The sequence below is a fragment of the Flagellimonas oceani genome (genome assembly GCF_011068285.1).
Lineage (GTDB): Bacteria > Bacteroidota > Bacteroidia > Flavobacteriales > Flavobacteriaceae > Flagellimonas > Flagellimonas oceani.
Genome location: NZ_CP049616.1, coordinates 4,151,193 through 4,164,357, shown reverse-complemented (window position 1 = coordinate 4,164,357; position 13,165 = coordinate 4,151,193). Strand labels below are relative to the sequence as shown.

Genomic DNA, 13,165 nt, shown 5'->3' with positions numbered 1-13,165 from the left:
CGTTTAGTCAGGGTTGCATACATCTAGTATGGCATTGACGGGCTGCAAACGTTCTTTTACGTTATCGGAGATTCAGGTCATATAGCACCTAAAAAGGCGAGTGCGTTTTTGCCCGTACACCTGATTTGACCGATTGAAAAAAATGGGCTTCTTTAAGTCGGTAATCTTTCTATACTCTCTAGTGTAAACTTCTATATAGTTCCCGGCGCTTCAAAACCATATTCGGTTTGTAATCAATTGTTTTCGTTTGTAAACGTATGTAATCAATTAAACACAATTAAAGTGACCTATTCCTACGAACCGTGTCCAAACAGGCAACCAGAAACCACTTAGTATATGCCCATACGAAGTATAAATAAGTACACTGTCATAAAAAGGTTCAGTTTAGGCAAAGTGCTGTACGATAAATTGGATACCATTTATGTCCAAGAACACGACCCTGTAAACAAAGAGCCGCAAAAAGTGTTCAATGGAGAAAAGGAATATGTCACCGATATTTCATCGGACGTTTACCTATCCTTGCGCAAAGGTTTTATTATAGACCACCAAGAAGCTCCTTGATACCAATCGTTTTTTTTTATCGTTTCTACGACGATTTTCCAGAAATAGGTTTATTCCAATCGGTATGCTAAAGGCACATTGATGCCATTAAGACCGCTCGGATACCTTTTGCATCAACATTTACATCATTACAATCAATCCTCTCGGGGCATGAGCCGTAATTTTATGGTGAACAAATCAAAAATCTATTATATGGAAGCTGTTAAAGCACAAAATAAAACCTTTAAAAAACTAGGATTTACGTATTTGGAAACTGCTGAAATAGTGGTAAGCCTCAATACCCTTTTGGCCAATTATCAGGTTTTCTATAACAAATTGAGGAACTTTCACTGGAATATTGAAGGGCCAGAGTTCTTTGAATTGCACGAGGAGTTCGAAAATGAATACAACACAGTAAAAGAAAACATTGATATTGTTGCCGAGAGAATCCGTGTATTCGGTGTAAAGAGCAATTTTTCGCTCAAAAAAACGCTGGAACTCTCCAAAATCAAAGAGCACGAAAAAAATATTTCCGCGCTGGAAATGGTTCGAGAAGTACTGAACGATTACGAAATTTTGCACAACAACATGTTGGATGCCGTTAATGCCGCTCTCGAAACCGGCGACGTTGTAACAGAAAACATGCTGACAGAGTTTATGACAGAATTGGAGAAAAGACATTGGATGTTCACCGCTTACCTTAAGTAGTTAAAAATATATTCAAGAACTGATTTATTAACCGTAAAAACTACACTATGAAAAAGTTGATTAGCATACTATCATTAGCGACCCTGACCGCTTTTGCGGGTTATGGTCAAAATAATAATTCCGGGGTCATGAAGGCCACCACGCAATTAAAGACCTTTACCGTTTCCGAAAATGGTAAGGAAAAAGAATATAGCGTAAAGGTGATGGAACGAAGGAATTACACCATGGAACTGGACAGTAAGGACAAAGGCATGGTAAACCAGGATAGAAAGCCATCTTCCGCATATGTCACTAAACTGGTCGCTATCGATAGTGACTCAGACCCGAACTATGATGATTATATGGTACTAAAATACAAAGGTTCCGAAAGGAACAACTTTGAGGTGGTACAGACCGATAACGGTTTTGATATTAACGTTGACGATAGATCCATGCACTACAATGTATTGGAAAGCAATTACCTCATTGACAAGAAGGATAAAAGCTTCTTTATTATTGAGGAATTTGAATCGGAATAGTTGATATGATTTCGTTTTTTGATTGATGATGGAGCCAGGGATTTTCCCTGGCTTTTTCTTTGTTTAAATCGATGGATTAAAACTTATATTTGAACCTTAATTTCAACCTATGGATTCTTGGCTACGTCCCATTCAATTGGAAGGCGAATTGGTAAAATTGGTCCCCCTGCAAAAAGCGCACAAAGTGGATTTGGCCTTTGCCGCATCGGACGGGAAACTTTGGGAACTGTGGTACACGGCAGTCCCCTCGCCCAAAACCATAGACACCTATTTGGACACCGCCCTATCCGAGCAGGCAGCGGGAAAGTCATTGCCCTTTGCCATCATCAACAAAAAAAACAACACCATTGTGGGCACTACACGTTACCTCAACGTAGACGCCAGGAACAAGCGTGTGGAAATCGGGGCTACGTGGTATGCCAAAAAAGTTCAGCGCACGGGACTCAACACCGAGTGCAAGTACCTTTTATTAAAATATGCCTTCGAGAACTTAAACTGCATTGCGGTCGAATTCAGAACGCACTTCCACAACCATCCTTCCAGAAATGCCATTTTGAGATTGGGTGCCAAGCAAGACGGTATTTTAAGAAACCACCGCTTGGATGAGTCCGGAAACCTTCGGGACACCGTGGTATTTTCCATTTTGGACAGCGAATGGAAAACCGTTAAGACTTCGTTGGAATTTAAAATGACCCGGAGTTATTTGAGCTGACCTTTGCCCAACTTTAACAGGTTTGCAAAATTGTAACTGGCCAATTTCAAGTTTTCGGCAGTCCTTGCCTTTGCATCGTCCAAATTCCCAATTTGATTAAGAATGGAGACCGCATAATCCAACCCAATTTGTTGCATTTCCTCAATGGAGACATCAACGGACCCGCAAAAAGCGGCAACGGGAACATTTTGTTTTTTTGCAGACCGGATTACCCCGCTAATGGTTTTTCCAGAAAAAGTCTGGCCATCCAATTGTCCCTCGCCCGTAATCACCCAATCCGCTCCTTGCAACGCTTCATCAAAATGGGCCAGTTCCATAATCAAATCCACTCCGGAAACCAGTTCGGCATTCAAGAAAACTACCGCTCCCCCACCAACACCGCCGGCAGCTCCGGCACCTGAAATTTGTTGGACATCTATATCAAAAGTAGATTTAAGCACCTTGGAGAAATGCTTTAGTCCTTCATCCAAAAACTCGATATCCTTTTCCGATGCACCTTTTTGAGCGCCATAAATTTTGGCGGCACCGTTTTCTCCATAAAAAGGATTGTTCACATCGCACGCCACTTGAATTTTAGCTTTTGAAAGCTTTGGGTGGACATTATGCTGATGGACTTCCTTCACCCTGCCCAAATTTTCACCAATCGGTTTCAATTCATTTCCTTCGGCACCCAAAAATGAATAACCCAATGCCTTGGCCATCCCCATGCCTCCATCGTTGGTAGCACTGCCGCCTATTCCCAACAATATGGTACGGGCCCCGCGTTCCAAAGCGTCCGAAATCATTTCCCCGGTCCCTAAAGTAGTAGTGCGCATACAGTTCATTTCCGATTTTTGCAGCAACTTATAACCGGATGCTTCGGACATTTCGATAAAGGCCGTTTGTCCATCCTCCGACAGCAGATAATGTGCAGTGATTTCCCTGAAAAGCGGGTCCTTGACCTTTAAACTCACTTTTGATGCATTGAGATAGCCCGCCACCACATCAATGGTACCGTCCCCGCCATCGGCCAAGGGCATCTTTAAAATTTCCGCTTTTGGGAAAACTTTATAGATACCTTGAGCAACGGTTTCACAAAATTCGCGTCCTGTGAGGGAGCCTTTATATTTATCGGGTGCCAAAATAAATTTCATCCCTACAATGTACTCAAGTTAATCGAGTTAAACCAAAGATTTGATTCAATACAAGGCAGTGGAATCTAAAACGGCACAGGTTTTGAACATAAGGCGGAAGTATATATCTTTAATAAAATTACATCATGAAAAAGACTATAATTTTTGTAGCAACAGCTTTAATTACTATGACAACCTTTGCCCAATCCAAGAACTTTTTGGACACCCCTTATCTGGAAACATCTTCGCAAGTGGACACGCTGGTGACCCCGGATAAAATCTATTTGAACATTATTATACAAGAAAAGGACACCAAAGGCCGTGTTTCCGTTGAAGAACAGGAAAACCAAATGGCACAGCGCTTTAAGGCAATGGGCATAGATCTGGACGAGCAACTCGTGATCAAGGATATGGGCAGCAACTTCAAAAAATACTTCCTGCGCCAAAAAGAGGTGCTGAAAAGCAAGCAATATTCCCTAGTGGTTTATTCAGGAAAACAACTTGGCGATGTGATGATGGCTTTGGAACAATTGGACATTGCCAACACCAGTATTGAAAAAACCGAGTACTCCAAAATGGAGGAGCTGGAGCTGGAACTACGAACAAAGGCCGTAAAAAAAGCTATGCAAAAAGCCGAAGCCCTAACAAAACCCTTGGGTCAAAAAGTGGGAATGGCCATTCATATTGCCGACAACTCGCAGTATTACCCACGATACAACCAAGCCCCGATGATGGAAATGAAAGCTGTTTCTTCCGATATGGGCAACGCACAACCCTTGGACATCGATTTTGAAAAAATAAGGGTGGAGACCACTGTAAACGTAAAATTCGCCCTGTCCAACTAACGGACGGGGTTTCATCAATCAAAAACCAATCAAACCATGAAATCGATCAAACTTATTTTACTGCTCTGGGCAGGAATCGTTTCTGCTCAGCAAACGCTGCAACTTCCCGAAGGGGAATCATCCCCTAAGGCCAATCTGGAAGATGTTTCCTGGATTGAGGGCCATTGGAGCGGCGAAGCATTTGGCGGAATTGCCGAAGAAATCTGGAGCGCGCCCATGGGCAATTCCATGATGTTCGTTTTCCGTTTGGTAAACAACGATAAAGTCTCCTTCTATGAATCGGGGCACATCCAACAATTGGACGACTCCCTTATCCTGCAGCTCAAACATTTTGATGGAAATATGAGAGGTTGGGAAGAAAAGGACGAAACCATCGATTTTAAGCTGGTGAAGCTAGAACCCAACAAGGTATATTTTGAAGACCTCACCATGGAAAAAATTAGTGACGACCAAATGAATGTTTGGGTCCTTATTGAAGAGGGAGGTAACCAAGAAGAAGTCTTGTTTGCCTACAAAAGAGTAAAGTGAACCTCTTGTGTACCTTAAAAAACGCTGTCAGTTCGAGTGATTTTGAGGGACGAAAAATTGTATCGAGAACTTATTTTAAACCAAAATTGTATGTTCTCGATACAAATTTTACTCATTTCAATCGTAAAATCCACTCGAACTGACAGTTATTATTATTTGTATCCAAAATGCCCGACGGGTTGAAGTGATTTTGTTTTACCACAATACATTGAATTAGTATCTTTAACGGACTAACTAATTCAACCACTCGTGAAACTAAGACCGCTACTTTTATGTGCCTTTATATTATTGGCATTGCATCCGATGGATGCACAACGACGAAACAAAAAACCAGACCAACCTTCCATTGTCGTCAACGATTCCCTTTTTCCCGGGTTGAAATGGCGTAACATCGGCCCGTTCCGAGGTGGACGAAGTGTCACCTCTACCGGTGTTGTGGGCCAGCCCTACACCTACTATATGGGAACCACTGGAGGCGGAATCTGGAAAACCACCGATGACGGCATCACTTGGAAAAACGTTTCCGACGGATTCCTAAAAACAGGGACCGTGGGCGATATTGCCGTTTCCGAAAGCAATCCCAACATTGTGATAGCCGGAATGGGGGAACATGCAGCCCGCGGGGTCATGACCTCTATGGGCGATGGTGTTTACAAATCCACCGACGCTGGAAAAACCTGGAAACACATTGGGCTGGACAAAACGCGTCACATTTCAGATGTAATCATCCATCCCACCAATCCCGACATTGTTTTTATCGCTGCCCAAGGTGCACAATACGGTCCGTCCGAAGACCGCGGCATTTACCGCTCCACCAACGGAGGGGAAACATGGGAAAAAGTACTCTATGTCGATGATATCACAGGAGCCTCATCCCTGAGCATGGACATGAACAATCCTTTGATTTTGTACGCTGCCATGTGGCAACACGAAAGAACTCCGTGGACGATCACATCTGGAGGGGCATCCTCTGGGTTTTATAAATCCACCGATGGCGGAAGCACTTGGGACAAAATGGAAAAAGGACTTCCAAAGGAATTTGGAAAATCAGGAATCTCTGTATCAAGGGCAAATTCCGATGTGGTATATGCCGTAATTGAAGCCGAAGGCGAAAAAGGCGGTGTCTATAAAAGTATCGATGCCGGAAAAACTTGGAAACAGACCAACAAGGAAAGAATCAATATTGCACGTTCTTGGTATTACATGGAGATTTTTGCGGACACCCAAGACGAAAACATCGTGTATGTGCTCAATGCCCCAGTGACCAAATCCATTGATGGCGGAAAAACCTTTACACCCGTTCCAACGCCTCATGGGGACAATCACGACCTCTGGATACACCCTAAAAACAACCAGATCATGGTCAACTCCAACGACGGCGGTGCCAATGTGTCCAACAACGGAGGTATCAGCTGGAGCTCGCAAGAATATCAACCCACCTCGCAGTTTTACCGGGTCATCACGGATAATTTAGTGCCCTACAATGTGTACGGAGGCCAACAGGACAACTCTTCCGTGGCCATTGCCAGCCGCACGCGCGATGGCGGTATCGATTGGAAAGACTGGTACCCGGTGGCCGGTTGCGAAAGTGCCTATTTGGCATTCGATCCAGACAACCCCGAGGTCGTTTACGGTGGTTGCTACCAAGGAATCATCGAAAAGTGGGTGAAGGCTTCGCGTATGGCAAAGCCCATCAAAGAATATCCAGAATTGGGCCTCGGAAACATTCCAAAGGATTTTAAGTTCCGCTATAATTGGAACGCCCCCATCATTAGCTCACCCCACGATCGCAACACCATTTACCATGCAGGCAATGTGGTGTTCCGAACCAAAGATGGCGGCTACAGTTGGGATGTGGTCAGTCCTGACCTAACAAGGGACGAAATCGAGAAACAAGGCCCGGGAAGCGGACCGTACACCAACGAAGCTGCCGGTGGGGAAAACTACAACACCATTATGTACTTGGTGGAATCTCCCCACGAAGAAGGTCTGCTCTATGCCGGTTCGGACGACGGTTTGGTGCACATCACCAAAAATGGTGGTGATTCCTGGGAAAATATTACGCCCCCGAACATTAAGGAAGGTATCATCAACAGTATTGAGGTATCCCCACACGATCCTGCCACGGCATACATCACTTTGATGCGATACAAGTTTATGGATTTGGACACCTACATCTTCAAAACCACGGATTATGGGCAAACATGGACCAAAATCACCAACGGGATTGATGGTGAGCACACCTTTGCCCGCGTGGTGCGCGAGGATAAAAAGCAAAAAGGATTGCTGTATGCCGGTACCGAAACCGGGCTATATGTTTCTTTGGATGATGGCCAACACTGGCAACCCTTGCAACTGAACCTGCCCGTAGTGCCCATCAATGATTTGATTATTCAGGATAATGATTTGGTAGCCGCCACGGCCGGAAGGGCTTTTTGGATATTGGATGATTTGGGTGCGATCCAAAATAGTTTGAAGCCGGCAAGTTCGCTTCAAATTGTGACGCCAAAACCATCGTACCGAATTTTTAACGGCAGCAACGATGAATATGTACCGGGATTGGGCCAGAATCCAAAATCTGGGGTAACCTTTGATTATTACCTGCCCAAGAAATTGGATTCCACCGAACTGAAGCTGGAAGTGCTGTCCGGCGGAAAAGTAATCCGAACTTATACCAATCAAGCCCCAAAAGATTTCAAAAGCTGGGCAGGCGGACCATCAAAACCACAGGTTTTGCCTTCCGCCAAAGGATATAATCGGTTCACTTGGGATTTTTACCGTGAGCCCTCACCGGCCATTGAAAATGTCTTTGGTTTTGATGGTTACGGAAGCTCGCGCGTGGCACCGGGAACCTACACGCTCCGCCTAACTTTGGAAGACGAGACGGTCCAAACAGATGCCGTGGTTCTGGCCGACCCATTGATCGATGCTTCACCTGCCGATTATGCGGAGCAGCAATCCTATTTGACCCAAATCGATGAGACCTTGGTAAGCATGCACAAGGCCGTCAACCAAATGCGCACCGCAAAAAACCAGCTTAAAAAATATAAGGAACTGCTTCAGGACAACGAAAGTGCCAAAGAATTGCTGGAGAAGGGCGATGCACTTTTGGAACGCATCAATACCTGGGAAGAAAACTTGATTCAGCCCAAACAGAAAACCTTCCAAGATGTGGTGAACTTCAGCAGTAAACTCAATGCAGATTTTATGCATTTGAGAGGTTTTATAGATGTGCCGGAACCCAAAGTGACCGAAGGAGCCAAAGAACTGTTCAAGGACAATATGGCCGAATGGAAAACTTTTGAAAATGAGAAAAATGCCATCGTGGGCAGTGGTATGAAAGATTATAATGACATGTTCAAGGCCTTGGACATTCCTGCCATTATTTTAACAGGAGAGTAATGGCAGCAGCCTTTTGGACCGATCAGGAGTTCACAAGACAGGATTATACGCAAACCAAATTGCCCAAGGGCGATTACGAAAATTGCCGTTTTGTGGACTGCCTGTTCTCCAAAGGTTTTTTGGACAATCAGAATTTTGTGGAATGCACTTTTGAAGGATGTGATTTCACCAACGCCAATATAGCCAACACCATTTTTAACGAGGTTACTTTTGAAGGGTGCAAAATGGTGGGCCTTCAGTTTGATACTTGCAATCAACTATTGTTATCGCTTCATTTTTTGGATTGCAATGTATCCATAGCATCATTTACCGGGATGCATCTCCCCAACATCCAATTTTCTGATTGCAGGCTCCATCAAACTGACTTTACCGATGCACACCTGAAACAGGCCAAATTCCTTGACTGTGATCTGGAAAATGCCATTTTCGAGAACACAAATCTGGAACAAGCTGATTTCACCTCTGCCATCAATTTCAATATTGATCCATCCATCAACCAATTGAAGAAAACCCGTTTTGGCAAGGACGGATTGATCGGTTTATTAAAAAAGTATGATATTGTGGTGACCTAATCTTATCCTATGCCTGAAAGAAAATGCTTGGTTTGCGGTGAAAAACTATTGGGCCGTATCGACCAAAAATACTGCTCCGACCACTGCAGGAATGCCTACAATAACCTATTGAACCGCGATAGCAAAAACCTGGTGCGCAACATCAACAACAAACTCCGAAAAAATTACAGGATACTCGATAGCTTTCCATTACGGGACGGCAAGACCAAGACCACCAAAATGCGCTTGCTGGACAAAGGTTTTGATTTTGAATATATCACCAACCTTTACACCACCAAAAAAGGCAGCACCTATTTCTTTGTCTACGACTTGGGCTATTTACCGCTCGACAATGATTATTATATGATAGTGAAAAGAGAGTAGACTCCACCAGTAGTGTATTTTGATAATATTATGGTAAACCGTCAGTTCGAGTGATTTTGAGAAACGAAAAATCGTATCGAGAACCTTTTTTTAAATAAAAATTCTTTTTCTCGATACAAATTTCACTCATATTGTCGTGAAATCCACTCGAAATGACGAATCTTTCATCAAAATATATTACGAGTTAAAGCCTTTCTATTTCCAGCTGTGGGAGGTTAGTTTAAGCGCCGCAACCACCACATCTTTTCTACTGATCTGCCCCACCAGGATGTCATTTTTCATTACGGGCAACCTACGCCTGTTGTGCCTGGCAAAAACACCGGCAACATCAAAAATGGACATATCGTGCGGAACTGTTTCCACATTTTTCGTCATAAACCGCTCCACGCTCTTGTCCAAAATAGGCTGGTTAAAATATCGGCTCTCGGAAATTTGCTTCATACAATCTGCCTCGGAGACGATCCCGACCAAAAAACCATTGTTGTCCAAAACAGGGCCACCGGATATATGGTGCTTGGCAAAAGTCTCCATTACTTCCAAAATGGATTGGTCAGGGGAAAAAGTGATCAATTTTCTGGTCATGTAATCCTCTACCAAAATTGGGGCATTGTATTTCTTTTTGTTCTCTTCCTTGGAACGAACGCCTTGAAAACTCTTGATTGCCATACGGTTAGATTTTAAAGTTGAACAATAAATATAGACTTTTTTAGCGAATAACCTAATTTTGGCCATCAAAATATGAGAACCTTTTAGAAATTCATACATTTAGATTCCAACAACGCTATACCATGAAATTTTCAAGAACCCTTGCCCTGATACTTCTTTTTGCCGCTGTTTATTGGAGCTTTAAATCCTTGATGCCCACCTATGATGCAGACGAGAAGATTCCCAAGGAATCCTTTTCCACCGATAGGGCTTTGGAACATGTGGAACAATTGTCCAAAGAACCCCATGCGGTCGGTTTTCCGGGACATGAACGCACCAAGGACTACATCATTTCCGAACTGAACAAAATGGGGCTGAAGACCATTGTCCAAGAAGGGTATACGGCAGGCGATTGGGGCAACTTGAGCAAGGCCACCAATATTTTGGCAAGAATAGAGGGAAGTGGAGATGGCAAAGCGCTTCTTTTGCTCTCTCACTACGATAGCAGTCCACATTCCTCCTACGGAGCTAGTGATGCCGGTAGCGGTGTCGCCACTATTTTGGAAGGGGTGCGCGCATTCTTGAGCGAGAACAAAACCCCACAAAACGATATCATTGTTCTAATTTCCGATGCCGAGGAACTGGGCCTTAACGGTGCCGACCTTTTTGTGAACAACCATCCTTGGGCCAAAGATGTAGGGCTGGTCCTTAATTTTGAGGCACGCGGCAGTGGCGGACCCAGCTACATGCTCATCGAAACCAATCGGGGCAATGCCAAACTGATAAAGGAATTCAAGGAGGCCAACCCAGCATTTCCCGTGGCCAATTCACTCGCCTATAGTATTTACAAAATGCTCCCTAACGATACCGACCTTACCGTTTTTAGGGAGGATGCTGATATTGATGGCTTCAATTTTGCCTTTATCGATGACCACTTTGATTACCACACTGCATTGGACACCTATGAACGGTTGGACAGGAACACCCTGGCACATCAAAGCAGCTATTTAATGCCGTTGCTTAGCTATTTTAGCGATGCCGACCTTAACAACCTTAAAAGTTTGAGCGATGAAGTGTACTATAACCTTCCACTCTATCGGATGGTCTCCTACCCCTTTGAATGGATCTGGCCCATGTTCGCCTTTGCAGTGCTTGCATTTGTACTGTTGCTGTTTTTTGGATTCAAAAAGAAAATGCTTAATATCAAGGATGTTCTCAAGGGATTTGTGCCCGCACTGATCACGTTAATCGTCAACGGGCTTGCAGGTTATTTTTGTTGGTCCATCGTCACTTGGTGGTATCCCGGCTTTAAGGATATGCTTCATGGATTCACTTACAATGGCCACATCTACATTGCCGTGTATGTTATGTTCTCCCTCTTTGTTTGTTTTTACACCTATCATAAATTCCGAAGAACCAGTACGCCCAATTTATTGGTGGCCCCAATATTCATTTGGTTGATCATTTGCGGATTGGTTGCGCAATATTTAAAGGGAGCGAGCTTTTTTATTGTACCGCTCTACGGTTTATTGGCAGGGCTTTTGGTGACCATCAACCAAGAAAAGCCAAATGCCTTCCTAATGGTGTTCTTGGCCTTGCCCGCCGTGCTGATCTACTCACCGTTCATTAAAATGTTCCCCGTTGGCCTTGGTCTAAAAATGATGGTCGCCGCAACGCTGTTCACAACACTATTGTTCTTCTTGGTACTCCCGTTTTTTGGTCAGTTGAAAAGTAAAGGGCGATTGGCGTATCTATTTTTGTTCCTCTTTTTTGCCTTCGGAATCACCAGCCACATCCAATCCAGTTTTAACGAAGAAAGACCAAAACCCAGTAGCCTCCTCTACATTTATAATGCAGATACCGATACTGCCCAATGGGCCACTTACGACAATGTTCTGATTGATTGGAACGGCCAATTTTTAGGGGGTGACAAACGAAAGCCCGAAGCAGAGACAATTTCCAGTAAGTACCGTACGAACTTGAATTATGTTGCCGATGCGCCGAAGAAAGAAATTCCGGCACCGTACATTGATACGGTACTCGACACAATTATTGGTAGTAATAGGGTAATTGAAATCTGCATTATGCCAAAGAGAGATGTAAACCGTTTGGAGATATTCACAAACCCGATAAAATTGGGCAAAGCCAAAGTAAATCGCATTGAATTATCCCCCTATTTTTTGGAAAACCGAAAGAACAGGTTGGTTACACATTACATCTCCGATAACAATTTCACAGAGCTGCAATTGGAGTTCCCAAAGGATTCCGTTTTGGAACTGACCCTGTACGAAGCCTCCAACAATCTACTGACTCATCCTGATTTTAGCATTCCGGAACGCCCAAAAAACAGCATTCCTACACCATTTGTCCTAAATGATGCTATATTGACGATAAAAACATTACGATTTGAGTAAAAACATTGGCGTTTTAGGTTGTGGATGGTTGGGGTTGCCCCTTGCCAAAAAGTTGATCGAAGATGGGCATACCGTTTATGGCACTACTACATCTTCCAACAAATTGGAGGTTTTGGAAAACGAGGGAGTCAATTCGTTCAAAGTTCAACTATCCGAAAATGGCATCGAAGGGGACATCCAAGATTTTCTTTCCCACATTGACACCTTAATCGTAAATGTTCCGCCAAAACTTCGTGGCAAAAACACGGAAAGCTTTGTCGACAAGATCAAACATCTCATCACGGAGATAAAAAAGAGCGAAGTGTCGCATATCATATTTGTGAGCAGTACGGCCGTTTATGGAGATGCGGAAGGCGAAGTCTCCGAAGAGTCACCTACACAGCCCGTAACCGAATCTGGTAGGCAGTTGGTGGAATGCGAGGCCATGTTTCAGAACTATAAAAATTTCAAGACCACCATCATTAGGTTTGGCGGATTGATTGGCCCCGACCGACATCCCGTGACGATGCTTTCCGGTAGAGAGCAGCTCACCAATGGCAATCACCCCATCAACTTGATACATCTTCACGATTGTATCCACATGATTCTTACCATTCTACGGCAAAAGTACTGGGGCGATATTTTTAATGGGGTATATCCACATCACCCAAAAAAACAGGTATACTATTTTGAAGAAGCCCAAAAAAGGGGACTGCCGGCTCCCAATTATCGAACAGAGCTATCAGATAAAAAAGGTAAAATAGTATTGAGCAAAAATTTTACGGATAAGGGACACACCTTTATGACCCCTGTGGTTTACTGATTCC

At 43.7% G+C, this 13,165-nt stretch carries 13 protein-coding genes; 11 read left to right on the top strand and 2 right to left on the bottom strand.

The window, feature by feature from the left end:
* The first annotated feature begins 336 nt into the window (after window positions 1-336).
* The 4 genes from GVT53_RS18870 to GVT53_RS18855 all read left to right on the top strand — a co-directional run bounded on the left by GVT53_RS18870 (window position 337) and on the right by GVT53_RS18855 (window position 2,478).
* Window positions 337-561 (top strand): hypothetical protein, encoded by a 225-nt coding sequence (locus GVT53_RS18870; RefSeq protein ID WP_166250028.1) that lies wholly within the window; start codon window positions 337-339, stop codon window positions 559-561.
* Between the two features lie 150 nt (window positions 562-711).
* Entirely contained in the window at window positions 712-1,248 is a 537-nt protein-coding gene (locus tag GVT53_RS18865; RefSeq protein ID WP_240905078.1) for a Dps family protein, read from the top strand.
* Window positions 1,249-1,295: 47 nt separating this feature from the next.
* Window positions 1,296-1,766 carry a hypothetical protein gene (locus GVT53_RS18860; RefSeq protein ID WP_166250027.1) on the top strand — a complete coding sequence of 157 codons (471 nt, stop codon included), beginning with the start codon at window positions 1,296-1,298 and terminating at the stop codon, window positions 1,764-1,766.
* Between the two features lie 109 nt (window positions 1,767-1,875).
* Complete coding sequence (locus GVT53_RS18855; protein ID WP_166250026.1) at window positions 1,876-2,478, top strand: GNAT family N-acetyltransferase; 603 nt, start codon at window positions 1,876-1,878, stop codon at window positions 2,476-2,478.
* Here GVT53_RS18855 and GVT53_RS18850 read toward each other — a convergent pair.
* Entirely contained in the window at window positions 2,466-3,611 is a 1,146-nt protein-coding gene (locus tag GVT53_RS18850; protein WP_166250025.1) for a glycerate kinase, read from the bottom strand. The two genes, GVT53_RS18855 and GVT53_RS18850, sit on opposite strands and share 13 nt — an antisense overlap.
* Before the next feature lie 125 nt (window positions 3,612-3,736).
* Here GVT53_RS18850 and GVT53_RS18845 point away from each other — a divergent pair, with 125 nt between their 5' ends.
* The 5 genes from GVT53_RS18845 to GVT53_RS18825 all read left to right on the top strand — a co-directional run bounded on the left by GVT53_RS18845 (window position 3,737) and on the right by GVT53_RS18825 (window position 9,300).
* Window positions 3,737-4,435, top strand: coding sequence for an SIMPL domain-containing protein (locus tag GVT53_RS18845; RefSeq protein ID WP_166250024.1), 699 nt, complete (start codon window positions 3,737-3,739; stop codon window positions 4,433-4,435).
* A gap of 36 nt (window positions 4,436-4,471) precedes the next feature.
* The gene (locus tag GVT53_RS18840; protein WP_166250023.1) at window positions 4,472-4,963 is read left to right on the top strand and encodes a DUF6265 family protein; all 492 of its coding nucleotides are present in this window, start codon (window positions 4,472-4,474) and stop codon (window positions 4,961-4,963) included.
* Between the two features lie 303 nt (window positions 4,964-5,266).
* The gene (locus GVT53_RS18835) at window positions 5,267-8,365 is read left to right on the top strand and encodes a VPS10 domain-containing protein (RefSeq protein WP_240905232.1); all 3,099 of its coding nucleotides are present in this window, start codon (window positions 5,267-5,269) and stop codon (window positions 8,363-8,365) included.
* The gene (locus GVT53_RS18830; protein ID WP_166250021.1) at window positions 8,365-8,937 is read left to right on the top strand and encodes a pentapeptide repeat-containing protein; all 573 of its coding nucleotides are present in this window, start codon (window positions 8,365-8,367) and stop codon (window positions 8,935-8,937) included. The genes GVT53_RS18835 and GVT53_RS18830 overlap by 1 nt, the downstream gene beginning before the upstream one ends.
* A 9-nt stretch (window positions 8,938-8,946) precedes the next feature.
* Window positions 8,947-9,300 (top strand): hypothetical protein, encoded by a 354-nt coding sequence (locus GVT53_RS18825; RefSeq protein ID WP_166250020.1) that lies wholly within the window; start codon window positions 8,947-8,949, stop codon window positions 9,298-9,300.
* Window positions 9,301-9,495: 195 nt separating this feature from the next.
* Here GVT53_RS18825 and GVT53_RS18820 read toward each other — a convergent pair whose 3' ends face one another.
* On the bottom strand, window positions 9,496-9,966 hold the full coding sequence (locus GVT53_RS18820; protein WP_166250019.1) for a CBS domain-containing protein: 471 nt from the start codon (window positions 9,964-9,966) through the stop codon (window positions 9,496-9,498).
* 122 nt (window positions 9,967-10,088) lie between these two features.
* On the opposite strand from GVT53_RS18820, the gene GVT53_RS18815 reads away from it, so the two are divergent.
* Both GVT53_RS18815 and GVT53_RS18810 read left to right on the top strand, forming a co-directional pair.
* The gene (locus tag GVT53_RS18815) at window positions 10,089-12,359 is read left to right on the top strand and encodes a M28 family peptidase (RefSeq protein ID WP_166250018.1); all 2,271 of its coding nucleotides are present in this window, start codon (window positions 10,089-10,091) and stop codon (window positions 12,357-12,359) included.
* On the top strand, window positions 12,352-13,161 hold the full coding sequence (locus tag GVT53_RS18810; RefSeq protein WP_166250017.1) for an SDR family oxidoreductase: 810 nt from the start codon (window positions 12,352-12,354) through the stop codon (window positions 13,159-13,161). Before GVT53_RS18815 ends, GVT53_RS18810 begins: the two co-directional genes overlap by 8 nt.
* Window positions 13,162-13,165: the final 4 nt, after the last annotated feature.

Bases quoted from the DNA above. Each gene is read 5' to 3' on its own strand.
- GVT53_RS18870 (WP_166250028.1), top strand. From the start codon at position 337: ATGCCCATACGAAGTATAAATAAGTACACTGTCATAAAAAGGTTCAGT.
- GVT53_RS18865 (WP_240905078.1), top strand. From the start codon at position 712: ATGAGCCGTAATTTTATGGTGAACAAATCAAAAATCTATTATATGGAA.
- GVT53_RS18860 (WP_166250027.1), top strand. From the start codon at position 1,296: ATGAAAAAGTTGATTAGCATACTATCATTAGCGACCCTGACCGCTTTT.
- GVT53_RS18855 (WP_166250026.1), top strand. From the start codon at position 1,876: ATGGATTCTTGGCTACGTCCCATTCAATTGGAAGGCGAATTGGTAAAA.
- GVT53_RS18850 (WP_166250025.1), bottom strand. From the start codon at position 3,611: ATGAAATTTATTTTGGCACCCGATAAATATAAAGGCTCCCTCACAGGA.
- GVT53_RS18845 (WP_166250024.1), top strand. From the start codon at position 3,737: ATGAAAAAGACTATAATTTTTGTAGCAACAGCTTTAATTACTATGACA.
- GVT53_RS18840 (WP_166250023.1), top strand. From the start codon at position 4,472: ATGAAATCGATCAAACTTATTTTACTGCTCTGGGCAGGAATCGTTTCT.
- GVT53_RS18835 (WP_240905232.1), top strand. From the start codon at position 5,267: ATGGATGCACAACGACGAAACAAAAAACCAGACCAACCTTCCATTGTC.
- GVT53_RS18830 (WP_166250021.1), top strand. From the start codon at position 8,365: ATGGCAGCAGCCTTTTGGACCGATCAGGAGTTCACAAGACAGGATTAT.
- GVT53_RS18825 (WP_166250020.1), top strand. From the start codon at position 8,947: ATGCCTGAAAGAAAATGCTTGGTTTGCGGTGAAAAACTATTGGGCCGT.
- GVT53_RS18820 (WP_166250019.1), bottom strand. From the start codon at position 9,966: ATGGCAATCAAGAGTTTTCAAGGCGTTCGTTCCAAGGAAGAGAACAAA.
- GVT53_RS18815 (WP_166250018.1), top strand. From the start codon at position 10,089: ATGAAATTTTCAAGAACCCTTGCCCTGATACTTCTTTTTGCCGCTGTT.